Here is a 26,828-nt window from a genome sequence, read left to right as displayed (position 1 = left end):
TTACCTTTTAAGGCTGTCTTGGAGCCCCTCCGTAAGATATGAAGTCAAATTCCCCGGATCAGGCTTTACTCCACGTCCTGTTTCTGCGGAGTCGTTTTTCTGATAATGTCTCCGGCTTCGGGAGCCACTGAAAATCTTACCTTTATCTGCTGGCATGCATGAGGGCAGGAATCCTGAGGTACGTCGGTCTCCGCGTCACGGATTTCAAGTACTTCGATAGGGATATCCTCACCGTTCGGCTTCATTATCTCTATCATCTCTCCCACGGAGAACTTGTTCTTCTGCTCAAGATAACTCCAGCCTTCCTCATCGCTGCGCTTTATGGTTCCGAGATAAACAGAACCTGTTACATAGGTATTGTTATCATAGATATGGTCATCGGCAGAAGGCTTTCCGTAATAGAAGCCTGTAGTGAACTCGCGGTAGGTACACTTTGCTATCTCAGACTTGTACCACTCCATATTGGCTCTGTACTTCTCTTCGCTTTCCTTAAGATCGTCAAGAGCCTTGCGATAGGTTCTGGCAACAGTAGCGACATAAAGAGCCGTCTTCATTCTTCCCTCGATCTTAAGGGAATCAATGCCTGCATCTATAAGCTCAGGCACATGCTCGATCATACAAAGATCCTTTGAGTTGAAAATGAATGTGCCTCTCTCATTTTCATAAATCGGGAAATACTGTCCCGGTCTCGTCTCTTCAACGATATTGTACTTCCAGCGGCAGGGATGTGTACACTCTCCTCTGTTGGCGTCTCTTCCTGTGAAGTAATTGCTGAGCATGCATCTTCCCGAATATGACATACACATAGCACCATGGATAAATGCCTCGATGTCCAGCTCCTCAGGGATATGCTGTCTTATCTCTTTGATCTCCTTAAGGCTCAGCTCTCTTGCGCATACCACACGCTTTGCCCCAAGCTTCCACCAGAAAAGGAAGGTTTCATAATTGGTATTGTTTGCCTGAGTTGAGATATGAAGCTCTATGGAATCCGGCAGAACCTCCTTTGCGATCATAAATACTCCGGGATCTGCAATAAGAACTGCATCGATACCTGTTGTGGCAAGTTCCTCAAAGTACTCCCTGACACCTTCCATATCTCCATTATGCGCCAGGATGTTTGCGGTTACAAACACTTTTACATTTCTTTCGTGTGCAAATGCAACACCCTCACGGATCTCATCAAGAGTAAAGTTCTTGGCATTGGCACGAAGTCCGAAAGCCTCTCCGCCGAGATAAACAGCATTTGCTCCATAGTTTACGGCAGTTTTAAGTACCTCAAGTGATCCTGCGGGGATCAGCAGTTCAGTTTCCTTTAACATTATTTTTCAATCCTCTCCTCATTTATTAACCTCAGCGTCTTACACTTATGGAAATGCCATCTCCATCCGTGAGTATGGCAGTTTCCAGCAGTTCGTTATGCTTCAGCTCAAAAAGATATTCTCTCATCCGGCTGTGGATGGTGCGGTCCCGCCTTTCCACCTGATACCGGCTTTCTATGATGCGGCCATCCTGAAGGATGTTATCGCTGAAAAGAACCGCGCCCTTTGGCAGCATCTTTATGATATCCGGAAGCCATATTATGTACTGGGCTTTTGCGGCATCCATAAATATAAAATCAAATTTTTCGCCGTTTTCCGCAAAACTTTTGATTACTTTGCCGGCATCATCATTGATAAGTCTGATCCTGTCTCTGTATATGCTTCCGGAAATGTTTTTACCCGCTTCTTTAACTCTCGGCTCATAGTTTTCCACTGTGATAATGCTTCCGTCCGAAGGCTGCACCTCTGCCATGGTCAGGGCAGAATAGCCGACAGCCGTGCCTATCTCAAGGATTTTTTTCGGCCGGAGCATAGTTATGAAACATTTAAGAAGCGCCGCCGTTTCATCCCTTATGATGGGGATTTCCGCCGCAAGCGCTTCTTTTCTCACATTTTCCAGAAGCTCACTCCGATCAGGTTCAAGTGAATGTATATAATTCACAAGTTTTTCATTTACGATCAAAGCTTCACTTCCTCTGGTAATTCTTTACTGGTCCGGCGTAAAAGCGTAAAACCCGCAATCCGCAGGACTTAAATCAGGTTTAATTCACAATAGCAGCATTATCCGCCTTATTGTCCTGCAGCTGCAGCAGCGCTTTCAGCCAGCTGTGACTCGAAGGCTGCATTGGCAGCATCCTGAGCTATCATGTTTTCATCATCGGAACCTCCGATAACTTCAACTCCGTTGGCATCCGTCTCTATCTCTTCGGCAGCCGTAGTGGCTTCCAGATCCATAAGATTCTTATCCTGCAATTCCTGATACTTTGCACCTTCCTGAGTCAGATGCCGGATAATCTCCGATGTGGTCATGGACCTTGAGATGCTATAGGTGCCGGGTACGTACTTAGCCTCATAAAGGAGCGACTGAACCTTAAAAGCATCAGCATTATCAATAAACTTCTTTTTCAAAAGTGCTTCTGCGATTTCCTCAGAACTCTGACCTTCACTTATAACGAACTCTTCCTCAGGAGCTCCGTCAACTGCCATTGCATGGTCATACATGAGACCATGGCCATAGCTGTAGGCCATTCTTATGCCGTTGGTCAGACCATATACTAAAAGTGCTATCAATATGACACGCCAGGCGAGTCCAACCACAAAGCTTGTTACCCGCTCCAAGGTATCTCTGTGACCCATTTATCAAACCTCCATTATGATGGGAAGGATAACAGGATTTCTCTTGATGCGCTTCCAAAGAAAATCGCTGAGGGAATCCTTGATGATGTTCTTGATCTTGCCCCAGTCGTTGACATGACGCACGAGACAGTCATCAACCGCATCCTGAACATGTACCCTTGCCTCTTCCATAAGATCCTCTGATTCACGGACATAAACAAAGCCTCGTGACACAAGATCCGGTCCTGCAAGAAGATGTCCGGAATACTTTTCAAGAGTAAGAACAACTACGATGATACCGTTCTGGGCAAGATTCTGACGATCTCTCAAAACGATATTACCTACATCTCCGACTCCGAGTCCGTCAACAAATACGCCTCCGGCCTGAACGTGTTCTTTTATCTCGGATTTGCTCTTGCCATCCTTCACGGAAAGTTCAAGCACATCTCCATTCTCTATAAGGAGACATTTTTCCTTTTGAACACCGATCTGTTCCGCTATTCTGGCCGCAGCCATACGGTGATGATACTCACCATGAACAGGTATGGAATATTCAGGTCTTACAAGTGAGAACAGAAGCTTCAGATCATCTGCGCAGGCATGTCCCGAAACGTGGGTATCCTGAAGGATGACCTTGGCATGAAGCATGCATAACTCATTGACCACCTTGTCTACTGCCTTCTCATTACCAGGAATAGGATGTGAAGAAAGCACAACAACATCATTGGGCTTAATGCGAACCTTCCGGTGCATTCCGCTTGCCATACGGCTTAATGCCGCCATGGACTCGCCCTGTGAACCTGTAGTGATAAGCACAGTCTGTTCATCGGGATAGTTTCTGAGCTGATCGATATCAATGAGAGTTCCCTCTGGGATATCGATGTAATTAAGCTCTGATGCCACGGTAATGACATTAACCATGGAACGTCCCTCAACCACTACCTTTCTTCCATACTTGGAAGCCATGTTTATGATTTGCTGTACACGGTCAACATTAGATGCAAATGTTGCAACGATTATACGGTTCTCTCTGTGCTCTGCGAATATCCTGTCCAGAGTAACTCCTACCGAACGTTCCGACATGGTGGAACCCGGCTTTACGGCATTGGTGGAGTCGGACATCATTGCAAGAACTCCGGATCTTCCAAGCTCGGCAAAACGCTGAAGGTCGATAGGATCACCGAAAACCGGCGTATAATCCACCTTGAAATCTCCCGTATGAACTATGGTTCCCGCAGGTGTGAAGATGGCCAATGCTGCCGCATCCTGTATAGAGTGATTGGTTTTTACAAACTCAACTTTTATGTCTCCGAAATCAATGATTCCTCCGAAGGGAACAACATTCATTTCTATGATCTGGTCAAGACCGTTTTCTTTAAGCTTATTCTCAATGAGAGCCATGGTAAGTCTTGTACCGAACACGGGAACTTTGATCTGCTGAAGAACATAGGGAAGTGCTCCGATATGGTCTTCATGTCCGTGAGTGATAACAAAACCCTTTACCTTTGAAATATTATTCTTCAGATAAGTGATATCAGGAATAACAAGATCGATACCCAGCATATCACCTGAAGGGAAAGCAAGACCGCAGTCAACGATCATGATGCTGTCTTCCGTTTCAAATGCAGTGATATTCATTCCGATCTGGTCAAGACCTCCGAGAGGGATGATCCTTATCTTGCCATTCGGAACTGAGCTGTCAGATTTCTGCTTTTTTCTCCTGTGGTTTGTTGTTTTGTGTTCCTTTACAGCAGCCTCTGTTTCAGCTGTTTTTTCTATTTTTTCAATTTTCTCAGTTTTTTTGGTGTGGCTTGCCGGCTTTCTTTTACGCTTTTCGCCCTTTTCCAATGTAACAGCCTGTTCATCGTTTTCCTTAACTGCTGTTTCGAGCATATCCATATCCTCTTTGTTTTTATTACTTCTCAATAGTTATACCTTCTCCTTCCAGAAGTGCAGAAAAAATCTGCATCACTGCTTCAGACTCCTTGTCATCGACAAATTCATAATCTGCTTCTGCATCCTCGGGTCCTGATACATCTTTCATGACATAGCACTCACCATCTTCACCTTCGGGAGCATCCGTCACAAGGATATAATTAACTCCCTGTACAGTAGTCTCCTCAAGGATTTCAAGTTCGAGTGTTCCATCCTCGGATTTTAACCGGATAGTATTTTCCATGTTGTACTCCTAACTTCTGTATATTACACAGAGAGGCTTTTAACCTCTCAGATATTGTTCCAGAATCAACTGTGCGGCAACCTGGTCGATAACCCTTTTCTGTTCGGATCTCTTTATGCCGCTTTCATCGAGTATCTCCGCTGCCTCCATAGTGGTGAGACGTTCATCGGTGAACTCCACCGGAACCGTGACTCTTAACTTAAGTTTTTCCACAAAGTCCCTTGTCTGAAGAGCTCTTTCTCCCTCAGTATCGTCCATATTGAGTGGCAGACCGACTATGATTTTTTCCACATCATAGTCCTCGACAATTTTTTGTATTTCCGACAGAGTTTTTCTGAGTTTCGATTCCCTGTCTCTTAATATAGTTTTAAAAGGCTGTACCGTTATGCCCATAGGGTCGGTCATGGCGACACCAACTGTTTTTGATCCGTAATCCAGTCCCAGAATTCTCAATGAAAATCTCCTATATAAACGCATTTTTCCGCCGTTTATCTCTGACATACAGACGCAGATCTAATTGGCTCCTATATCACTAATGTTTAAAATTGCTTACATGAAGCTCCCACGATCAAAACCGTGGGCAGAAATATAAAAGAGTCTGCCGGCACGGACAGACTCTTCATAGACACACAAAATTACTTGCTGAGCTTTGCCTCAACATATGTCTTCATAAGCTCTTCAAGGATCTCGTCACGCTCGACCTTCATGATAAGGCTTCTTGCGCCCTTGTGGCTTGTGATATAAGTAGGATCACCGGACATAATGTATCCTACGATCTGATTTATGGGATTATAGCCCTTTTCCGTAAGTGCCTCATAGACACGGGCCAGAACCTCCGTAACATCCAAATCGTATTCCTGCATTGGTCTGATAATCTGTGTACTGCCTAAATCGCTCATATTGTCACGTCCTTTTAATAACTTAATTAATTCTATACCATTTACAAAATCAATGCAAGTACGCATGTCTCACATAATTCTTGGCCCTGCACCCTGATTATTTGTCCTATTTTACCCGTTCCTTCTTCATCATTTGTAAGCGGTACCATAAATCTCACATAACTTTTGTTGTAACCCCTCAGATATTTTTTTCCGCCAAAGGTAATGATATCCTCCGGTATGATTTCGGATTCTTTGTCTAAAAAGCTTCGTCTGAAGACTTCGGATTTTGTCTCATCCAGTCTGATAAGCTTTTCGGAGCGTTCCGACTTTATCTTATCGGGAACCTGATCCTTCATTTTGTCAGCAACAGTTCCCTGACGTCTACTGTACTTAAAAACATGCAGCTCATAAAATCCTGTTTCATCTATGAAATCATAGGACTCTCTGAAATCTTCTTCCGTCTCTCCGGGAAATCCCACGATCACATCTGTCGTTATAGCCGCATCATCCCATGCCTTTCTTATAAGCTCAACAGAATGTCTGAAGGCAGCAGTGTCATAATGTCTGTTCATAGCCTTAAGTGTACGGTCACAGCCGCTTTGAAGAGACAGATGAAAATGAGGACATACCTCAGGGATATTTTTAAGCTCCTTAACAAAAGCTTCGGTAATTATGCGGGGTTCGAGACTGCCGAGTCTCACCCTGTTGATGCCGGGAACATTGGCCACACTTCTTATAAGCTCCAAAAGGTGTTCCGAAGGCACATCGTTTTCCATGGCAAATTCATAATTGGCATTATCAAAATCAAGGCCATAAGAAGAAAGATGGATACCTGTAAGCACTATCTCGTGATAACCTCTTTTTGCGAAATCCGCAACTTCCTTCACTGTACTTTCGACAGACCTGGACCTAATGCGTCCACGTACATATGGGATGATGCAATAGGAACAATACTGGTTGCAGCCATCCTGAACCTTCAAAAATACTCTGCCGTTATCCTCTATCTCACCGGCTCTCAGATCCTCGTAGCTTTGATCCTTTAAAATATCTTTTACATAGCAGGAGGTTCTGCTTTTAAAATTCCGCCTTTCTGAATTACTTTCTGCAGTCTCCACAGAAACTGTTTCTGTGAACCCTCCTTTAGAAAAACTCTCTTCACTTCCGCCAATGTTATTTCCTGTCGTTTCACTTGTCACAGACTCATCTTCCTGTCCGTTGTTTAATGATCCTTCTTCATCTGCTTCACCCAGATAATAATTTTCAATCGCGCTCACCAGATTGCCCTTCTCATTATTACCCAGCAGGATGTCAACAGCATTATCATATTTCAGTTCTTCAGCCTTTGCCTGGACATAACATCCCGCTGCTATAACCACCGCATCAGGATTCATGGTACGGGCCTTGTGTATCATCTGCCTGGATTTCCGGTCTGCAATATTTGTAACAGAGCAGGTGTTAATGATATAAATGTCTGCCTTATCCTTATCCCAGGAAACAATCTCGACTCCCGCTTCCCTCAGCTCCCGGATCATAGCTTCGGCTTCGTATGAATTAACCTTGCACCCAAGATTATGCATTGCTGCTTTCTTATTTTTCAATTCCATATCTTTCTTTTTATTCATGTTTGGAAATATATCCTGTTTCTAATGTCTGAAGTGTCTCCGTTTACCGGCTGAACCATCACATGAATCCTTGTTTTCCTTTAGGAAACTTTGACATTCTATTGACTTTTGAAGTTCGTTATTGCTAGAATTATCAGTGTATAAGTGTTTTAGAAAATGATCACTGATAAATATTATTTTAAGGAGGATTTCATCGTGAAAACCGTTCGTATCTCACTTAATTCTATCGATAAAGTAAAATCATTCGTTAATGAACTCGTAAAGTTCTCCGACGTAGATTTCGATCTTGTTTCAGGTCGTTATGTTATCGATGCAAAGTCCATCATGGGTATCTTCTCATTGGACCTTTCAAAGCCTATCGATCTTAACATCCACGCTGATGCAGTTCGTATGGAAGAGATTCTTTCCGCTCTGACACCATATATCATTTCAGAGTGATCGATATCGTTTTATTTTAACGGGAAATCAACAAGTGTCAAGCTGAGTGCGTACATATCAGTACGCACTCAGTTTCTGTTATAAGAAAAGGAGTTCTATGCATTACCAAAGCTTTCTTATCAAGTATGCCGAGATAGGCACCAAGGGAAAGAACCGCTATGTGTTCGAGGATGCCCTGGTTCATGACATCAGAAAAAAGCTTGAGCGCGCCGAAGGCGATTTTAAAGTATATCGCGAGCGCGGACGTATCTATGTCACAGTTAAATCAGAAAATTATGATTATGAGGAAACAGTGGATGCCCTTCAGCACGTATTTGGAATAGTGTCCATTTGCCCTATGATCCAGATGGATTCAACCCACGACTACAAGGTTCTTTCAGACAAGGTTATCTCTTACTTCAAGGAGGTTTACGGCGACCGTAAGCTTACCTTCAAGGTAAATACAAGAAGAGCCGATAAAGAGTTCCCGATGCAGTCCAACGAGATCGACGCAGAGCTCGGTCACGACATACTGGAAGCTTTCCCCAATACCTCTGTAGATGTTCACAATCCTGAGGTTATTATCCGCGTGGAGATCCGCCAGTTTATAAACATTTACTCCGAGATCATCCCGGGTGTCGGCGGTATGCCTCTGGGAACAAACGACAAGGCCATGCTGCTTCTTTCAGGCGGAATAGACAGTCCTGTGGCAGGTTACATGATCGCACGCCGTGGTGCCGTTCTTGAGGCAACATACTTCCATGCACCTCCATATACTTCAGAGCGTGCTAAACAGAAGGTAGTTGATCTTGCCAATGAAGTAGCCCTTTACTCAGGACCTATAGCTTTACATGTGGTTAACTTCACTGACATCCAGCTTAAGATTTATGAGAAGTGTCCTCATGAGGAGCTTACCATCATCATGAGAAGATATATGATGCGTATCGCTGAGGCTATTGCAGAGAAGCGCGATTGTATAGCTCTTATCACGGGAGAATCCATCGGTCAGGTCGCAAGCCAGACCATGCAGTCTCTTGTATGTACAAATGAGGTTTGCAAGCTTCCGGTTTATCGTCCGGTTATCGCTTTTGACAAGCAGCAGATTGTTGAGGTTTCACAGCAGATCGGAACCTACGAGACTTCTATCGAGCCTTTCGAGGATTGCTGCACCATCTTTGTGGCTAAGCATCCGGTTACCAAGCCTATTCCGGAGAAGATCCGTAAATCGGAGCAGATAGTTTACGACGAGATGCTGCCTATGGTCGAGAAGGCGGTTAACGAAGCTGAGCTGATATGGTGTGCGGGTAAAAGCCGATAAGGACTGAAATGGTACAGAAAATGCAAGGGATGCGCGACGGCCCACGAGATTGAAAAGACACCGGGCGTTCTATGTTCGCCCCAGCTGCACTGACGTGCATCTGGTTCGTACATAGAACGCCCGGTGTCTTTTCAACTCGCAAGCCTAGCCGCACATCCCTTGCATTTTCTTCACTTTATTGGCAGCCTGTGCTGGGACAGGTCTCATATATAGATTTTATAACTAAGTCTCATAAAGTCTCATTTACGCATGAGACTCAGTGATACTATGGTGAGACTACAATGAGACTTTCCTATATAAATCCCACCATTTCAGCATTTTTCAATTAATACATAGTCTCATTTTGATGAGACTGATATGAGACTCAGTATTATAATTTCCACACAGATTCATTTTTATCATAAACAGCACCTGTGATTTTCTTTATCTTAGCTGTGTTAATCGAGGTAGCTTGTTTTTAAATTGACTTAATCATCGGCAGAGGGGGATAATAACAAGGGTTATTTCTTGCGGGCGGTGACGTTGGTCCATTCGCCCTGGTGGTTGATTTCTAGGATTTCCCAGATGTCTGAATGGCTCTTGAAGGCTTCGACTACTTCCTGCTCGCGCTCGTTGAGGATGCCGGAGGTTATGAAGAGGCCGTCTTTTTTGAGGAGAGGGGCTACTTCTCCGGTGAGGAGGACGATGACCGGGGCAAGGATGTTGGCAACGACAATGTCGTATTTGCCGAGACCCATGTCAGACTTGACTTTCTCGTCTCCGATGACGTTGCCGACTACCATATCGAAGCTGTCTTCAGGAAGGTTGTTTGCTTTCAGGTTGTCGCGGACTGCGGGAACTGCTTCTTCATCAAGGTCTGTGCCATAGATATGACCTGCGCCCAGCTTGAGGGCTGTGATGCCGAGGATGCCGGAGCCTGTTCCGATGTCGGCAACTTCGTCACCTTCTTTCATGTATTTCTGAAGCTGACGGATGCAGAGCTGGGTTGTTTCATGCATTCCGGTTCCGAAGGCTGTTCCGGGATCTATTTCTATGAGGAGCTTATCTTCGTCTCCTTCGGGGATTTCTTCCCAGGTTGGCTTTATGAGAATGTCCCCTACTGTGAATGGATGGAAGAAGGTTTTCCAGTTGTTGATCCAGTCTTTATCTTCTGTCTCCGAGGTTTCGATGGTTCCCTCTCCTACCTCACAATAGTTTCTCATATCTGCTATCATTTCTTCAACATCCCGGAGAAGCTGTTTAAGTTCTGCCGGAGTGTAGACATTGGAGGTGTTGGGCATATAGCTTGCATCTACGGATGGGTCTTCCATATATTTCTTTGCTTTCTCGATTCTGTCCTGCTTGTCTTCAGGTGACAGCACTTCTACGTAGAAGCTGACATCTGCCTTTCCGTCATCCGGTCCGATGTCGGGAAGGATGTCAATGAACATGCCTTTGGTGTCATCCTCGGAAAGAGGGATCTTGTCTTCTATCTGTACTCCGTCAAGTCCGAGGTCCGCAAGATTCGCACTGAGGATATCCTCTGCCTCAGTAGTTGTATGAATAGTGAATTTTCTCCAAACCATATTATTGCCTTTCGATGTTCTTTGCTCCTGTTAAAAAACCTTAGAAGCAATTGTCTCAAATTTTAATATAGGACTATGTCATTCGGTTTATAATTAACCGTCCCACATCATAAACTGCATTATAGTATCATGAACCATCACTCATCAGAATCTTGTAAATCTTCTCAGTACCGGAACAAGCTCTTTTAAAGCCTCCATACAGAGGTCAACCTCTTCCTTTTCATTGAATACTCCGAAGGAAAATCTGATGGTGGAATCCTGAAGCTCCGGTTTCACACCTATTGCCTTCAGGGTTCCGGAAATACCGGGATGATTTGAGGAGCAGGCTGAGCCTGAACTTACATAAATGCCTTTTTCTTCCAGCGCGTGGAGAAGAACTTCTGCACGGACCTTTTCAAAGGAAACGGATACAATGTTAGGTGCCGAGGCATCACCTCTTTCCGAATTCACGGTTACTCCATCGATCTTTGATACTTCATCAATAAAATAATTCTTTATATCCATTATACGCGCGATCTTCGCATCATGATCCTTGTACGTAAGTTCTGCCGCAAGTCCCATACCTGCGATTCCGGGAACATTGTGGGTTCCGGAACGCATATCTTCCTGCTGTCCTCCTCCATAGATCATGGGTCTCAGGCGGATCTTCTCATCTACGTAAAGGAATCCAACGCCCTTAGGTCCGTGAATCTTGTGACCTGATACAGAGAGCATATCTATGTTCTGCTTCTTTGGACGTATGGTCAGTTTTCCGTAGGACTGAATAGCATCTGTGTGGAACCATGTATTGGGATTACATACCTTAACGATCTTTCCTATTTCCTCTACAGGCTCGATGGCACCGATTTCATTGTTCACATGCATTATAGTAACGAGGATCGTATCATGTCTTATGGCGGTTCTCAGGTCATTGAGATTTATATGACCCTTGCTGTCTACCGGAAGATATGTGATCTCATATCCAAGTTCTGCTAATGTATCCAGCGGCTTATAGATGGCTGCATGCTCAACCTGTGAAGATATGATGTGCATTCCCTGCTTGCGTTTTGCAAGGGCAGTTCCGAAGATGGCGGTATTGTTTGATTCTGTGCCACCGGATGTAAATATTATCTCCTTTGGTTTAACCTTCAGAGTGTTTGCAACCTGTTCTCGGGCTGTACGGAAATATTTCTCCGCATCAAATCCTTTTATATGCTTTGAAGAGGGATTACCGTAGTCCTCCTCCATTGTTTTCTTCATGAGCTCAACAACCTCAGGATAAACCCGTGTTGTGGCTGAATTATCAAAATATATTTCTCTCATTTATTCCTCATTTCCTTTTGCCTCCAGCATCAGCATCAATACGCTGAGACTGGTTATGGCAGCGGTCTCTGTCCTGAGAATACGTTTGCCAAGAGTAATGGGTTCTATACCATGTTGAAGAGCATCATCTATCTCTGAATCGGAGAAGCCTCCTTCAGGGCCGATGAATACAGCTATCTTGCCATGATCCGGAAGCTTTTGAAGTTCATCCATGGTGTGTTTAATGCTTTTGGCATTTTCATAGGGAATAAGTTTAAGGTCAAAATCCTTCACAAATTCCATTGCTGCCTTCCACTTCATCACATGCATCACTTTAGGAATAATGGACCGTTTGGACTGCTTTGCCGCAGCCTCCGCTATAGCCTGCCAACGCTCGGTTTTCTTTTGCTGTCTTTTGTCATCAAGCTTGATAACTGTATTTTTTGAATCCAGCGGAATCACAGCATGAGCACCAAGTTCTACTGCTTTCTGAACTATCAGTTCCATCTTATCCTGTTTGGGAAGTCCCTGGAAAAGATATATGTCGGCAGGAAGTTCATGTATCTCTTCCACAAAGTTTATATGCAGAATCACTTCCGGCTCGGTTACAGAAGAATCCCCTGTCTCTCTTGCCTCTTTTATGTAATTCTCATCATGGACTTCAAGCACATCGCACTCATAGTCCGTCCCTTCACCGTCAGAGATAAGTATTTTTTCACCCACCCTCACACGAAGGACATTCTTCAGATGATTATAATTGTCACCTGTCAGACGGACTCTGCGGGCATCTGTATCTATATCAGATCTGTCTACAAAAAAATGATGCATATCAACCTGCTTTCACACGAACTGTATCAATAAAATCTTCGCTATTATAACAAGTAGGCGCCAAAAGTAAAACCCTTAATCAGGGATAGAAATAAAACCGGTGACGAAGATTCTCTTTATCGGGAATCCTTGCCACCGGCTAAGCATTATATCATTTATGCATCTATTGTCTCTCCGCAGGTCTTTGCGAAGGCCTTGAGAGCTTCCTTCTGCTCCTTGTTGAGTGAGGAAGGAATATTTACAACTATGGTAACGTACTGGTCACCGCGAACATCCGGATTATTAAGGCTTGGAACGCCTTTGCCTCTCAGTCTTGTCTTTGTGTCGGACTGAGTTCCCGGCTTGATCTGAAGCTCTACATTACCGTCTACTGTACGGATAACCTTCTTGCCTCCCAGAGCTGCTGTTGCAAAGCTTATTTCCTCTGTGGAGTAAATGTTTGTACCCTGACGTTTAAAGAACGGGTGCTGTGATACAGCTATATCCACGAGGAGATCTCCTCTCGGGCCACCGTTTGTTCCGGGGTCTCCACCGCCTGAACGACGAAGGGTCTGACCATCATCGATGCCGGCCGGGATAGTGATCTCGATATTCTTCTGAGTTGTAATGTATCCTTCACCATGACAGTCAGGACATTTCTCCTTAACGATCTTTCCGGATCCCTGACAATCAGGACATGTAGTTACCTGCTGAATGGTTCCGAACATGCTCTGTCTTGTCACAACCACCTGACCGCGGCCATTACATCTTGTACAGGTCTCAGGCTGTGTTCCGGGCTTTGCACCGGTTCCGTTACACTTCTTGCATTCATCCTTATATCTTATCTTAACTGTCTTTTTACAGCCCTTGATGGCTTCATCAAAAGTGATACGAACTCCGGTACGGATAGACTGCCCACGAGTTGCCTGATTAGCCGCACTGCCTCCATATGAAGAAAAACCGCCACGGGATCCGCCGAAGCCAAAGATATCTCCGAATATATCCGAGAAATCCATACCTCCGAAGTCAAATCCACCAAAACCGCTGCTCTGTCCTGCAGCTGAGTTTGCATCAAATGCAGCATGACCGTAAGTATCGTATGCTCTTCTCTTCTGCTCATCTGAAAGGACCGCATATGCTTCATTTGCCTCACGGAACTTCTCTGCCGCAGCTGCATCACCGGGATTTGCGTCCGGATGATACTTTTTAGCAAGCTTACGGAAAGCTCTCTTTATGGTTGCATCATCAGCATTTTTATCTACACCGAGGACCTCATAATAGTCCCGCTTTTGTTCTGCCATGTTTTACTCCTAGCATTATATCAACATTTGCCCCCGACGCAATGCGCCGGAGGCATTTCATATCACAAACGATTTATGATTTTATACTTCCTTGAAGTCGCCGTCAACAACATTATCATCGGCACTGCTCTGCTGAGCACCCTGATCTGCCGCTCCCTGAGCACCGGCTGCACCCTGAGATGCCTGAGCCTGCTCATAAACCTTTGAGAAGAGAGCCTGTGAAGACTTCATAAGTGTCTCCTGAGCTGCCTTGATCTTCTCAGCGCCGTCCTTTGTGATGGACTCAAGCGGGTTAGCTGCAAGAACATCCTCAAGAGCCTTAAGGTCAGCCTCAACCTGTGCCTTATCAGAACCTGAAATCTTATCACCTACGTCCTCAAGAGCCTTCTTGGTCTGGAATACGATAGAGTCAGCACCGTTTCTTGTCTCGATAGCTTCCTTCTTTTCCTTATCAGCTGCCTCATACTGAGCAGCCTCCTTAACAGCCTTATCGATATCATCCTTGCTCATGTTAGATCCGGATGTGATTGTGATGTGCTGCTCCTTACCTGTTCCCTGATCCTTTGCAGAAACATTAACGATACCGTTTGCATCGATGTCGAAGGTTACCTCGATCTTAGGCATACCACGTCTTGCAGGAAGGATTCCGTCAAGTCTGAACTGACCGAGAGTCTTGTTATCTCTTGCGAACTCACGCTCACCCTGTACTACATGGATATCTACAGCTGTCTGGTTATCTTCAGCAGTTGAGAATACCTGAGATGCTCTTGTAGGGATTGTTGTATTTCTCTTGATAAGAGGAGTAGCAACGCCTCCAAGTGTCTCGATAGAAAGTGTAAGTGGTGTTACATCAAGAAGAAGAACGTCACCGGCACCGGCATCACCTGCAAGCTTACCACCCTGGATAGCTGCACCGATAGCTACGCACTCATCAGGGTTAAGAGTCTTGCTTGGCTCCTTTCCTGTAAGCTGCTTAACCTTATCCTGAGCAACCGGCATACGTGTTGAACCACCAACCAGGAGAACCTTGTCAAGCTCACCTGATGTAAGTCCTGCATCACGAAGAGCATTCTGTACAGGCACTGCTGTTCTCTCTGTAAGATCAGATGTAAGCTCTTCAAACTTAGCTCTTGTAAGAGTCATATCAAGATGCTTAGGTCCCTCAGCAGTTGCTGTGATGAAAGGAAGGTTGATATTTGTTGTAGTTGAAGCAGAAAGCTCCTTCTTAGCTTTCTCGGCTGCTTCCTTAAGTCTCTGAAGAGCCATATTGTCCTTGCTGAGATCTACGCCCTCAGCCTTCTTGAACTCCTCAACCATCCAGTTCTGGATACGGCTATCATAATCATCACCACCAAGACGGGTATCACCGTTTGTTGAAAGAACTTCGATAACACCGTCTCCGATATCGATAATAGAAACATCAAATGTACCACCACCAAGGTCATAAACCATAACCTTCTGCTCATTACCTTCATCAAGACCGTAAGCAAGTGCGGCAGCTGTAGGCTCATTGATGATACGCTTAACATCAAGGCCTGCGATCTTTCCGGCATCCTTGGTTGCCTGACGCTGAGCATCATTGAAGTATGCAGGAACTGTGATAACAGCCTCTGTTACCTTCTCGCCAAGATAAGCCTCTGCATCAGCCTTAAGCTTCTGAAGAATCATCGCTGAAATCTCCTGAGGAGTATAGTCCTTACCGTCAATGCTTACCTTATAGTCTGAACCCATATGTCTCTTGATAGAAGCGATGGTTCTGTCAGCATTGGTTACAGCCTGACGCTTTGCCGGCTCACCTACAAGTCTCTCACCATTCTTTGTAAATGCCACAACTGAAGGTGTTGTTCTGAGACCCTCTGCATTTGCGATAACAGTAGGCTTTCCACCTTCCATAACTGCTACACAGCTGTTTGTTGTACCTAAATCAATTCCAATTATCTTTCCCATATTGTTCTCCTTTTCTATCTATTAAAAAACTTGATTTCTTTATAATTTTATAACGGCGGAACTCTTTGCTCCTGCCGAGTGTTACTGAAACATGATTTCTAAGGCTTTACTATTTTTTCACCTTAACCATGCTGTGTCTGATAACCTGATCTTTGTAAGTGTATCCCTTCTGAAGATCCTGTGTGACTGTATCCTCTTCCACGTCGCTTTCTGTATCTGTCATAACTGCGTTGTGGAGGTTCGGATCGAATTTCTCACCCTCAGCCTTGATGGCCTTAACCTGAAGATCCTCAAACAGTTTTTCAATCTGTTTGTAGATGCCCTGAACACCCTTCGTGAAAGCATCCTCTTCATCTTCCTTCTCAACAGTTCCGAGAGCTCTTTCAAAATTGTCAACCACCGGAAGAAGCTTCTCAATTACTTCTCTTGCACCGAAGTCAAAATTCTGAATCTTCTCTTTCTCAGTACGCTTGCGGAAATTGTCAAACTCTGCATAAAGCCTTGTGTATTTATCCTTAAGATCGGCTATTTCTGCCTCGTACTTTTCCTTGAGTTTTACGGTTTCGTCATCCTCAGCCGCATTCTCATCATCTTTAGCCTCTGCTTCATCATTTTCTGAAGCTTCGGCATTTTCAGAGTCTTCCGCTGCTTCCTTGTTTTCCTGAGACTCCTCCATGGTTTCTTCAACCTTTTCTTCTTTTATCTCTTCTGTACCCTGTTCTTCGGAAGACTTCTTTAATTCTTCGTCCTTCAAGATAACCTCCTGTACTTAATCCGTGTCGGATCTTTATAATTTAAGCTGCATTGCAGCCTTTTTAACCTTAGCTACTGAAATGCCTGATCCATCTCACTCTGAAGCTTACTGAGTATCTCCAGTACCTTTTCATAGTCCATACGCTTTGGTCCTATGACACCTATGGTTCCCTTTAGTCCGTTTCCAAGCTCGTAATTGGCTGTTATCACCGAACAGTCGGACATGTTCTGAAGCGGAGACTCTTCTCCGATGTAAACCTGTATAGGCTTTTTCCCGTCAGCATGAGCCTCAGTTTCCTTCACAAGAGAAGCAAGTTCGTCCTTTGTTTCGAATGCACTTATAAGCTTTGATGCATTATCGGAATCCACAAGCTCCGGATACTTGAAAATGTTGGTTGCTCCGGAAGTATATATCTGACTCTCTCCGAGATTGATATCCAGCATATTGAGAATGCTGTCAACTATGGCTTTTACAGTACCCTTATAGCTTGTCCTTGCAAGAAGCTGTCCGATACGGCCTTCGGTGATATCCTCAACGCTCAGTCCGTTAAGCACATCATTGAGTAGCATGTTAATGCTCAGGACTCTGTTGAAATCAAGCTCCTCAGCGCCGTCCAAAACCACAGATGAGGTCTTTACGATATTTCCCTGCATCATGATGACAAGAAGAAGTCTCCTTGCATCCACAAGAGAAGTCTGGATAAACTTGATCTTGTTGGTTCTGATAGAGGGTCCTGTAACCACCGCTGCGTATTTGGTATTCTCCGCAAGGTTTCTGACAAGTGTTTTTAATGTTGTCTCCAGACGATCCACCTTTTCAAACATCTCGGTTTTTACATCGTCAATCTCATGCTTATGGTTTTCCATGAGCTGGTCAACATAAAATCTGTAGCCCTTGTCACTGGGGATACGGCCTGCCGAAGTATGAGGCTGAACTATATACCCCATCTCCTCCAGATCACTCATTTCATTTCTGATGGTGGCAGAGCTGAGATTCAAACCTGAATACTTACTGATGGTTCGTGAACCAACCGGTTCTCCGGTCTCAAGGTAATTTTTGATTATCGTGGTAAGGATAACAACCTTACGTTGATCCAGTTCCATCTCTCCGCCTCCTTCTGATTTTTGTTAGCACTCAAAATATTGGAGTGCTAACATCTGAAATTTATAATACTCGCCTTGTAAATCTATGTCAAGAACTTTAGCGAAAAGCAATTGTGAATAAAGAATGAACTAAAAAAAAGAAGCATCTTAGAAAGATGCTTCTTTACTGGTTTTAGTTTAATCGAGGTCATCAACCCATCTTCCAACTAAAGTATTATATCCTTATTACACCGGCACTGCCAGATACACATCTGCGTACTGCCAGCCTCTGTCGGTAACACCGGCAGCCTCTGCATAGGTATCATAGTAAACATCTATGAGATTACCCTTAACTGCTCCGCCGATATCTTCTACTGTGTAAACAGTGTCATTTATAAATACCTTTGTTCCCATAGGGATAACGCCGAGATCTGCGGCGATTGTATGATTGGCCGTTGTATATGCTCCCGAATAGGTAACTCCTGCGCCATAATATCCCGTGAGTTTGAAATTGCCGATCATATTTCCACGCTTGTAATGCGTAGTTTCCTCAGTAACAACACTTCCTACTTTCGTGACCGGTGAACTTGCTGACTGTTTAGCCGCGGCCTCAAGAGCCTTTATATGCTCTGCAAGCTGCTGTTCGGCAATCATTTCAGCCTCTATCTCTGCATCCATTTCAGAATCCGAAGTCTGAATAAGTTCATAACCCGTAACCAGGGATTCATCGCTCCATTCTGTACCTGTGGGGGCTGTAGCAGCCGCCAAAGCAGAAGTTGAAACCAACGCGGTAATAAAAAACGTTGCCGCAGCTGTTTTTAGCCCTGCCATCTTCATATAATTGTTCCTCCTATGGTTATCCTTACTTAAGCTGCAGTAAAATGCACTGCCGCAGAGTGGTCATTGCTGCCTGATCAAACCAGCATACCTCTCCGTAATAAGGAATCACAATCGCCTTAAAACCAGGCGATTTTTCTACGATTTTGCAACATACGACGCTATGACCTTAATACAGCTTCAAAAAACGGTCAACTAAAATTTTTCTAAAGTTTTTTACGAAAAATAAAAGCAAAGTGGTGAATTTTACACCGTTAACAGAAGTTCCACCGCCATTCTGTCTGTCAGATTTCCGCTTTTTATGGACTCATCATATTCCAGGCATCTGCTTATATAATCCTCGATACTTTCAAGTGAATAGTGCTTAGCCTGGTTCTGAAGTTTGCCCAGGATCCAGGGAGAAACATTAACATATTTGGCAGCTTCCTGCCCGTTCATGCCCTTTGTTACCGACTCTTTAGTAAGAAGCAATTGGTTAAAATTTCTCCTCATAAGACTCAGTATCTTCATGGGTGCTTCCTGAAGTGTCAGCAGATCTCCGTAATACTGCATCGCCTTCTCAGTATTTCCGAGACTCATCTCTGTGATCATGTCGAAGACTCTGTCTTCAACATTCTGGGAACAGATAGTCTCCACATCCTGATCCTCTATCACGTCACGGTCTCCCGTATATGCGATCAGCTTTTCGAGCTCTGAAGCGATATTATCCATACTGTTTCCTGTTTTACCGAGGATTAGCTCCATGGTTGAATTTCTGATCTTTTTTCCGGCATTTGTGAGATATCGGGCTGCCCATCTTCCAAGCTGGGCATGATCCTGAAATCCAAGTTCACAGTCAAAACCGTTTTTCTGTATTATCTTGTATAGCTTTCCTCTTTTATCGACTTCTTTCTCGATGAACATAAGGTGAGCAGTTTCAGGAAAATGCTCAATATCATCAAGATATTTCAAAAGCTTCTCAGGCGGAGCCTTTTTGAACCACTGGCTGTCACTTACTATCACAAGTCTCCCGTTATTATCCCCGAAAGTAAAAGGAATGGTATTTAAAATGTCTATCAGTTCATCCACATCCGGCGCGCCATCAAAGAAGTTATATGCCATTCCATCTTCTCCTCCGAAGGCTTTACGGAAAGCTTTTTTATAGGAAAGCTTCAGAAATTCCTCCTCACCGTAAAGAAGATAATAGGGCTTGAAATCTCCGCTTTTAAGGTCAGTTCCAAGCTGCTGATAATCATTTTCGTTTTCTTTTTTCTTGTATGCCATATATACCCCGATGAATCATGATTTTCATAAATCTTATAAAAGTATATCTCCCGCTTATGACTTAACACAAGCGGGAGATTGCCAAAATATATTATGTTGACTTATTTGAAGCTTACAGAATTGAGGATCTTGTCACCCATGGTTCCGTCGCTGAGATCCACTCTTACTATACCGATAGATACAGCATGAGTATCATCAAGTTGGGCAAGGTACTCTGTCCATTCATAACCTATGTTCTTGTAGGTGCGTCCCTTAAAGGTCTTTCCACCGATTTCACGGTCATCGATGTCCTTGTAGTTCTCGAATTTCTCCTTATAGGTATCAAACTTATCCAGGTTTTCTTCAACTTTAAACTGGATAAATCCTGCTCCGAAAGAGTTAATGTCTTCGTTCTCTACAAGATGCGCCTTCTTTTCATCATAAGCCCATCCTGAGTCAGGAATCTGCATGCCGACCTTAACAATGTCATCCTTATTTCCCCATGGAGTAATCTCTATGGTGAAGTCCTTCATCTTGGCATTGGCAGTTGCTGCTTTATCTGCATCACTTGCCTCAGCCTTAACTGCATCAAGATACTTTGCTTCTGCATCTGATCCGCTGAAACCGCTGGTGTTAAAGCTGCTTACACGATAAACACCGGGCTCCTTCGCAGCATCCTTCTCATCAAAATTAACATAGATAAAGTGATTTGAGTCATCCTTGGAAATCCACTTATAGTAACGCTTGTTGCGCTGCATGTGGTCTGAATACTCTTCCTTGTCAAACTCACCCTCTACTCCGAAATGATCTGCCAGATCTTCATAAGTAAGATTGAAAACATCCTTTGCAACCTTATTGAGCCATACATAGCCCTTCTGAAGATCTTCTTCGCTTACCAAACCGTCTCCGGAAGCAACTCCGTCAGGAACCTTCTTTCCGGAATCTGCGGCTGCTTCTGTTTCGGAAGCATTATCCTTCGCTTCTGTTGTTTCCTTAGCTTCCTCGGTCTCGTCTTTACTCTCGGATGCCTCTGTTGCAGCAGTCTCTGCAGGAGTTGATCCGTCATCACGCACCATGGTGTAATGAGCCACATCCTGCATATCAAGCTTCAATGTATCGCCCTCAAGCACATATGGATACTTTGTGGTGCCGTAAACGGTGATCTCACCAGGTTCCCATGTTATATCCAGAAGGCTGTGGAAAAGATTGAATTTTCCTGTTCCGTCCTTATAGAGTTCCAGATAGGTATCTCCCATACCTGCTTCTACAAGCATCTCATGAGTTACGGGATGGCCGCCTGCTTCGTACTCATAGATTATAAATTTACCTACATCAGCGCTGTCTGCCTCGGCCTTTTTCTCAGCCTCTGTTGCCGCTTCTGTAGCTGCCTCTGTTTCTGCTTTTTTCCCGGTTTCTTTTTCCTTAGATGCCTCGGTTGCTGCAGCCTTTGTCTCTGCCGCTGTTGTTGCTGCTGTTTCGGCTTCCTTCGAACCGCCGCCACAAGCCACAAGCATTGACATGGATCCTGCGATGATCATCGCCATCAATAGGTGTCTCTTTCTCATAATGCCCCTCCTTGTTAAAAGCTTTCATTAATACTCTGTAAAATATTTTATTCTTTAATCGCCATAAAGTAAATAATATTTCCTAATCATTCCAAATCCTGAAAGACCGGTTCCGCCGGGGCACATGAAGGTCAGAGCCGGTGGGCATCCATCATAAACCGGGTCGCCCGGTCGGGAAAATCCAAAGTCTGAACTCTAAGTGCTTCTATGCAGCTATCAATCAGAACAGGCAGTCCGTGCAACAAAAAAACGCCGGAGATGAACACATATGTCCAATCCCCGGCGGGCTGTTTTTATTTTTTATCAGATTTCCGCATCTGCAAGCTTTGCTTCTGAAAACGCTGCGCTGTTCTCGCCTTTGCACTTTTTAACTACGAGGTCGAAGGTATCCTGGATTTCCTTTGCAGGCTCGAAGGTCACCTTGGAAACTGCAACGTCTGCAACAAATGCAACTACAAATGCAGGAAGAAGCTCATAGATTGCGAATGCACCGCCCATAGGAGCAACAAGGAACTTCCAGATGAATACCATTGCGCCGCCGGCGAACATTCCTGCTGTTGCACCGCCGCGTGTACTCTTCTTCCAGAAAAGAGCAAGGATCATAACCGGTCCGAAAGCTGCTCCGAAACCTGCCCATGCGAAGGATACTACTCTGAATACGCTGCTGTTTGGATTCCATGCAAGGAAAAGAGCAATGATAGCTATAGCCACAACTGTTCCTCTTGCAACCTTCATAGAAGTCTTATCATCCATCTTGATGTGGAGGAAGTCTCGCAGAAGATCCTCTGACATAGAACTGGATGCCGCAAGGAGCTGTGAATCTGCGGTTGACATGGTTGCCGCAAGAATTCCCGCCATGATGATACCTGCAACGATTGCGAAGAATACACCATTCTTACCCATAAGATTTGCAAGGCAGATGATGATAGTTTCAGAATCTGATCCGGTTGTAAGGAACGGTATCTCCCCCGCTACAGATACACTGTAGCCAATGATTCCGATAAATACAGCAACCAGCATGGAAAGAAGCGCCCATACAGATGCGATACGTCTTGAAATTTTTATCTCCTCAGGATTTCTGATAGCCATAAATCTGAGAAGGATATGAGGCATACCGAAGTATCCAAGTCCCCATGCAAGAGTGGATATAACAGGAAGAATTCCGAAGCTTCCGGCTGTTCCCGTAGCCGCATCGTAGCCCTGTGAAAGATTGAGATATCCGGGAAGCTCCTTGGCATTATTGATAACAGTGCCGAGTCCGCCTGCGCAGGATATACCGAATACAATGATAATGCAAAGAGCCACAGTCATTACGATGGACTGGATAAGGTCGGTGGTTGATACTGCCATGAATCCGCCCATAACTGTATAACCAATGATAACAACTGCTCCAAATACCATTGCCAGATGATAATCCCATCCAAAAAGACTGTTAAACAGTGTTCCTACAGCCTTAAAGCCTGATGCTGTATAAGGAATAAAGAAAATGAGGATTACAACAGCTGCAAGACAGGATAATGTATTTCTCCTGTCGTCATATCTCTTTGAGAAAAACTGTGGAACAGTGTTTGCTCCGATGGTTTCAGAATAAACACGGAGTCTCTTCGCTACAAAGAGGAAATTGAGATAGGTTCCTGCCGCAAGTCCGATAACTGTCCAGCCTACCTCTGCAACACCTGCAAGATAAGCGAGTCCCGGAAGTCCCATGAGAAGATATGAACTCATATCCGAAGCCTCGGCACTCATAGCTGTAACTATAGGATTAAGCCCTCGTCCTCCAAGATAAAAATTGGCGGTGTCAGATGCAGATCCCTTTTTGCTGAAATAAACACCTATCCAAATTGTGATTCCAAGATAAGCAATGATTGACAGTAAAATAAAAATACTTTCGCTAGTCATACTTTTCTCCCTTTCTTTCGGAAATATCATCCCTTTGCATTTAATCCCGAATAACCGATTCATAATCAATGACATTCCCATGAACTATTCCTCCGGGTTAGAATCCGTAAAGATTGTATTCCCATGTATTATTGCTTTGTACTATAGCATAACTTTATGTAGACTAAAATACAGAACAGAGTATAGACCATAGTCCATACTCCGTTTGAATAATCGTATGATATTTGGCTTTAATTCGTAATTTTTTAGATAGACTGATTATAGTTCTAATTAAAGTCCTAAAAAAGAAATATTTTAAAACTATGTATTTGTTATAAAACTTCGGAATAAGAATCATTCTGTAACTATATGTCCATATAGAAACATCATCATAAAAATCACTTTGAAATTCTATATCCATTAAGGAACATTGGCATAAGTCTGTCTGCATTTCTGATGAGAGAATACTCCCCGTCCTCAAGGCACCAGTCATATAAAAGCGCTCTTTCAAACATGGCATAATCATTTACGATCTGGTTGGCCGCCATGTCATCCCTGACTTCTCCCTTTGCCTGCCCTTCCTTCACGATCTGCTTCAGCACCTTGAAATACGCCCTTTTTCTGTCAAGCAAATGCTTCTCTCCATGGGTTATAAGCTGCGAGGAAAACAGTCTTGTCAGAAGCTCAACAGATACCGATGAATCAATCAGTTCATAGAGAACATGGTTGAGATAAATAAGCTTATCTATGGCATGCATCTCAGGATCCATGGTTTTCTCAAGCTCCTCATACTTATCGTCAAATAAGATATTGAGGGAGCCGAGAAGCGCATCCTTCCCCTCGAAGTAATGATAAAATGAACCCTTTGAGGTACCGGATTCAAAGACAATGTCATCGACGGTGGTGTCCTCATAACCCTGCTCATAAAAAAGCTTCCATGCCGCAGATACTATTTTCTGTTTTGTGTTTCTGCCATTCTTTTTCGCCATATAGCCACCTGTAATTAATTCAAAATCTCAGCTTTCGGTTTCCGGGTCACCGGAAACGTAAACAGCCGCATTTATTCCTAAAATTCCCCAGATGCAGTGTCTAACATCCGTCAATCCAACAGAAAATCACTTAGGATAACATTGGACACATCCATGCCATGCTCCGAAAAACGATAACGATATCCATCGTGAATTATGAGCCCCTGACTGACATACTGCGAAAGCTTATCTCCGAACACGCTCATTATATCCACCTGAAATCTTGTTTTAAACTCAACTTCAGAAACGCCTTCTATACGCCGAAGTCCCAGGAACATAAATTCTTCCATCTGCTCATTTCTGTCGAGAACCTGTACATCTGTGTGAAGCTCTGCCCAGCCGTTCTTCATATCCATATGGAAATTAAGCTCCATATACTTCTTAAAATCTCTTGTGTTATTCCAACGACGATTATCGTAGTAAGAAGCTGCTCCCAGTCCGAAGCCAATGTACTCGACATTGGACCAGTAACCATAATTATGTCTGCACTCAAAGCCCGGCTTAGCGTAGTTTGAAACCTCATAGCGTTCAAACCCGTACTTCACGGTTATAGTCCGGGTTATCTCATCAATTGCAGACGCTGTCTCCTCTCCCGGAAGAGGAAGCTGACCGGCATTATACATATCATAAAAAGGGGTGCCCTCTTCAATTATGAGGTTGTAAATGGACACATGCTCCGGCTTAAGCATTAACACATGCTTCAGAGTATCCTGCCAGGACTTCTCCGTCTGCCCCGGAATATCGTTCATAAGGTCAATGTTTATATTTCCGAATCCCTCCATCCTTGCATTCTGGAAGCACTTGAGAAAATCCTCATAGATATGTATACGGCCAAGGGTCTTAAGCTCCCGGTTATCGGCGGATTGCAGTCCGATAGAAAGTCTGTTTATACCTGCATTTTTGTATAGTGTAAATTTGTAGGCCAATGTTGACGCCGGATTGCATTCAATAGTAATCTCAGCATCCTCCCTTACGCGAAAATGCTGTCTTATGGTTTTCATGATCCTCACTATATGTTTCGGATCAATAAGAGACGGAGTACCTCCCCCTATAAAGATAGTTGATATCTCCCGCTCTGATGGAATTTTTTTCGATATGAGTTCTATCTCCCCGCAAAGCTTGTCAACATATTCACTGTGCTCCTGCTCCCGGGCCGGAAAGGACAGAAAATCGCAATAATTACACTTCTTCGCGCAGAAGGGAATATGTATATACAGTTCAAGTTGTTTCTTGTCTGTTGGGTCAATGATCTTTGTTTCAAGCATGATGCACCTGTTAGATTAATTGATTTTTGGAAGCATTATCGCACATCTCGCAGCAAAGCTGTTCGATGTAGTCAGCTTCCAAACACATGCTCGTATCGGCACGGCATGCACTTGAAAGCATTATCGCACAAAAGAAAGCCTGCCGCAACGCGACAGGCTTAGTAATATAACATTATTATCAGCAAACGTGGTGGATCCAGCCTTCAGGTGCCTCGATCTTTCCGCTCTGGATACCGGTGATGGTGCTGTAAAGCTCGCCGATAACCTCGCCGGCCTTTTCCATACCTGATGGAAGAAGGATTTCTTCATCACCGTTAACGATACGGCCAACAGGCGAGATAACTGCTGCTGTTCCGCAGAGACCGCACTCCTTGAAGCCCTTGATCTCCTCGAACTTAACAGGTCTCTCATCAACTGTAAGGTGCAGATAATGCTCTGCGATATAAACGATTGAACGTCTTGTGATGGAAGGAAGGATAGACGGTGACTTAGGAACTACAAGCTTGCCATCCGCATCAACGAAGATAGCATTGGAACCGCCTGTCTCTTCAACATAACTTCTTGTTGCCGGGTCAAGATAAAGATTCTCGGCATAACCTGCCTGGTGAGCAAGTACTGATGAATGAAGACTCATTGCATAGTTAAGTCCTGCCTTGACAGAACCTGTTCCGCGAGGTGCTGCTCTGTCGAAATCAGATACAAGGATAGCGATAGGTGTTGCGCCGCCCTTGTAGTAAGGTCCTACAGGAGTTGTGAAGATTCTGAACTGATACTCTGTTGCAGGCTTTACTCCGATAACAACGCCGGAACCGAACTCATAAGGTCTCAGATACAGTGAAGCTCCTGAGCCATATGGAGGAACCCAGTCGATATTGGCCTTAACAACCTGATCAACGGCATCGATGAACTGCTCCTTAGGGAACGGAGGCATCTCGATTCTCTGAGCTGATTCGTAAATTCTGTCTGCATTAAGGTCGGGACGGAAGCAAACAACAGAGCCATCCTCCCAGGTATAAGCCTTTAAGCCCTCAAATACCTGCTGGCAGTACTGAAGTACGCATGCTGACTCGTTAAGTGTCACATTAGGATCATCAATGAGGGCACCTGCATCCCACTTGCCGTCTTTATAATTTGAAACATATCTCTTATCAGTTACATGATAAGCGAAACCGATATTTGCCCAATCAAGGTTCTTTTTAGCCATA

At 44.2% G+C, this 26,828-nt stretch carries 24 protein-coding genes; 2 read left to right on the top strand and 22 right to left on the bottom strand.

Annotation, left to right across the window (positions count from 1 at the left end; translation table 11 throughout):
• Positions 1-65: 65 nt before the first annotated feature.
• The 8 genes from T357_RS0102760 to mtaB form a co-directional block, all read right to left on the bottom strand.
• Complete coding sequence (locus T357_RS0102760; RefSeq protein WP_031548388.1) at positions 66-1,319, bottom strand: peptidase U32 family protein; 1,254 nt, start codon at positions 1,317-1,319, stop codon at positions 66-68.
• Between the two features lie 31 nt (positions 1,320-1,350).
• Positions 1,351-2,001, bottom strand: coding sequence for an O-methyltransferase (locus tag T357_RS0102755; RefSeq protein ID WP_031548386.1), 651 nt, complete (start codon positions 1,999-2,001; stop codon positions 1,351-1,353).
• Between the two features lie 107 nt (positions 2,002-2,108).
• Positions 2,109-2,675 carry an endolytic transglycosylase MltG gene (locus tag T357_RS0102750; RefSeq protein WP_049962227.1) on the bottom strand — a complete coding sequence of 189 codons (567 nt, stop codon included), beginning with the start codon at positions 2,673-2,675 and terminating at the stop codon, positions 2,109-2,111.
• Between the two features lie 3 nt (positions 2,676-2,678).
• The gene (locus T357_RS0102745; protein WP_442944858.1) at positions 2,679-4,292 is read right to left on the bottom strand and encodes a ribonuclease J; all 1,614 of its coding nucleotides are present in this window, start codon (positions 4,290-4,292) and stop codon (positions 2,679-2,681) included.
• A 277-nt stretch (positions 4,293-4,569) separates the two neighbouring features.
• Positions 4,570-4,833, bottom strand: a complete 264-nt coding sequence (locus T357_RS0102740) for a DUF1292 domain-containing protein (RefSeq protein ID WP_029200620.1) — start codon at positions 4,831-4,833, stop codon at positions 4,570-4,572.
• A gap of 39 nt (positions 4,834-4,872) precedes the next feature.
• Complete coding sequence (ruvX, locus tag T357_RS0102735; protein WP_242840051.1) at positions 4,873-5,286, bottom strand: Holliday junction resolvase RuvX; 414 nt, start codon at positions 5,284-5,286, stop codon at positions 4,873-4,875.
• 182 nt (positions 5,287-5,468) lie between these two features.
• Positions 5,469-5,732: an IreB family regulatory phosphoprotein gene (locus tag T357_RS0102730; protein ID WP_029200622.1), complete on the bottom strand. Its 264-nt coding sequence runs from the start codon at positions 5,730-5,732 to the stop codon at positions 5,469-5,471.
• 41 nt (positions 5,733-5,773) lie between these two features.
• Positions 5,774-7,336: a tRNA (N(6)-L-threonylcarbamoyladenosine(37)-C(2))-methylthiotransferase MtaB gene (gene mtaB, locus T357_RS0102725; protein ID WP_155991200.1), complete on the bottom strand. Its 1,563-nt coding sequence runs from the start codon at positions 7,334-7,336 to the stop codon at positions 5,774-5,776.
• Positions 7,337-7,531: 195 nt separating this feature from the next.
• Here mtaB and T357_RS0102720 point away from each other — a divergent pair, with 195 nt between their 5' ends.
• Positions 7,532-7,774, top strand: coding sequence for an HPr family phosphocarrier protein (locus T357_RS0102720; protein WP_029200623.1), 243 nt, complete (start codon positions 7,532-7,534; stop codon positions 7,772-7,774).
• 97 nt (positions 7,775-7,871) lie between these two features.
• Positions 7,872-9,071, top strand: coding sequence for a tRNA uracil 4-sulfurtransferase ThiI (gene thiI, locus T357_RS0102715; RefSeq protein WP_031548375.1), 1,200 nt, complete (start codon positions 7,872-7,874; stop codon positions 9,069-9,071).
• Positions 9,072-9,571: 500 nt separating this feature from the next.
• Here thiI and prmA read toward each other — a convergent pair whose 3' ends face one another.
• The 14 genes from prmA to T357_RS0102645 all read right to left on the bottom strand — a co-directional run bounded on the left by prmA (position 9,572) and on the right by T357_RS0102645 (position 26,827).
• Positions 9,572-10,636 (bottom strand): 50S ribosomal protein L11 methyltransferase, encoded by a 1,065-nt coding sequence (gene prmA, locus T357_RS0102710; RefSeq protein ID WP_031548373.1) that lies wholly within the window; start codon positions 10,634-10,636, stop codon positions 9,572-9,574.
• 144 nt (positions 10,637-10,780) lie between these two features.
• Positions 10,781-11,938, bottom strand: a complete 1,158-nt coding sequence (locus tag T357_RS0102705; RefSeq protein WP_031548371.1) for a cysteine desulfurase family protein — start codon at positions 11,936-11,938, stop codon at positions 10,781-10,783.
• Positions 11,939-12,745 (bottom strand): RsmE family RNA methyltransferase, encoded by an 807-nt coding sequence (locus T357_RS0102700; RefSeq protein WP_031548369.1) that lies wholly within the window; start codon positions 12,743-12,745, stop codon positions 11,939-11,941.
• Positions 12,746-12,900: 155 nt separating this feature from the next.
• Complete coding sequence (gene dnaJ / locus T357_RS0102695) at positions 12,901-14,025, bottom strand: molecular chaperone DnaJ (RefSeq protein WP_031548367.1); 1,125 nt, start codon at positions 14,023-14,025, stop codon at positions 12,901-12,903.
• Positions 14,026-14,106: 81 nt separating this feature from the next.
• Positions 14,107-15,972: a molecular chaperone DnaK gene (gene dnaK / locus T357_RS0102690; protein WP_031548365.1), complete on the bottom strand. Its 1,866-nt coding sequence runs from the start codon at positions 15,970-15,972 to the stop codon at positions 14,107-14,109.
• A 109-nt stretch (positions 15,973-16,081) separates the two neighbouring features.
• Positions 16,082-16,726 (bottom strand): nucleotide exchange factor GrpE, encoded by a 645-nt coding sequence (gene grpE / locus T357_RS0102685; protein WP_242840050.1) that lies wholly within the window; start codon positions 16,724-16,726, stop codon positions 16,082-16,084.
• Between the two features lie 71 nt (positions 16,727-16,797).
• On the bottom strand, positions 16,798-17,829 hold the full coding sequence (gene hrcA / locus T357_RS0102680; protein ID WP_031548361.1) for a heat-inducible transcriptional repressor HrcA: 1,032 nt from the start codon (positions 17,827-17,829) through the stop codon (positions 16,798-16,800).
• A 225-nt stretch (positions 17,830-18,054) separates the two neighbouring features.
• Positions 18,055-18,645: a 3D domain-containing protein gene (locus T357_RS19890; RefSeq protein ID WP_049962226.1), complete on the bottom strand. Its 591-nt coding sequence runs from the start codon at positions 18,643-18,645 to the stop codon at positions 18,055-18,057.
• A gap of 246 nt (positions 18,646-18,891) precedes the next feature.
• Positions 18,892-19,908 (bottom strand): DNA polymerase III subunit delta, encoded by a 1,017-nt coding sequence (gene holA / locus T357_RS0102670; RefSeq protein ID WP_044915912.1) that lies wholly within the window; start codon positions 19,906-19,908, stop codon positions 18,892-18,894.
• A 101-nt stretch (positions 19,909-20,009) separates the two neighbouring features.
• Positions 20,010-21,452 carry a hypothetical protein gene (locus T357_RS0102665; protein ID WP_031548355.1) on the bottom strand — a complete coding sequence of 481 codons (1,443 nt, stop codon included), beginning with the start codon at positions 21,450-21,452 and terminating at the stop codon, positions 20,010-20,012.
• A gap of 303 nt (positions 21,453-21,755) precedes the next feature.
• Positions 21,756-23,351 carry a sodium/proline symporter gene (locus tag T357_RS0102660; RefSeq protein ID WP_031548353.1) on the bottom strand — a complete coding sequence of 532 codons (1,596 nt, stop codon included), beginning with the start codon at positions 23,349-23,351 and terminating at the stop codon, positions 21,756-21,758.
• A 377-nt stretch (positions 23,352-23,728) separates the two neighbouring features.
• The gene (locus T357_RS0102655; protein WP_031548351.1) at positions 23,729-24,319 is read right to left on the bottom strand and encodes a TetR/AcrR family transcriptional regulator; all 591 of its coding nucleotides are present in this window, start codon (positions 24,317-24,319) and stop codon (positions 23,729-23,731) included.
• 110 nt (positions 24,320-24,429) lie between these two features.
• Positions 24,430-25,623 (bottom strand): radical SAM family heme chaperone HemW, encoded by a 1,194-nt coding sequence (gene hemW, locus T357_RS0102650; protein ID WP_031548349.1) that lies wholly within the window; start codon positions 25,621-25,623, stop codon positions 24,430-24,432.
• Positions 25,624-25,801: 178 nt separating this feature from the next.
• Positions 25,802-26,827, bottom strand: coding sequence for a branched-chain amino acid aminotransferase (locus T357_RS0102645; protein WP_031548347.1), 1,026 nt, complete (start codon positions 26,825-26,827; stop codon positions 25,802-25,804).
• Position 26,828: the final 1 nt, after the last annotated feature.

Source organism: Oribacterium sp. FC2011 (assembly GCF_000701645.1).
Lineage (GTDB): Bacteria > Bacillota > Clostridia > Lachnospirales > Lachnospiraceae > Oribacterium.
This window is presented reverse-complemented; position numbering and strand designations above follow the sequence as displayed.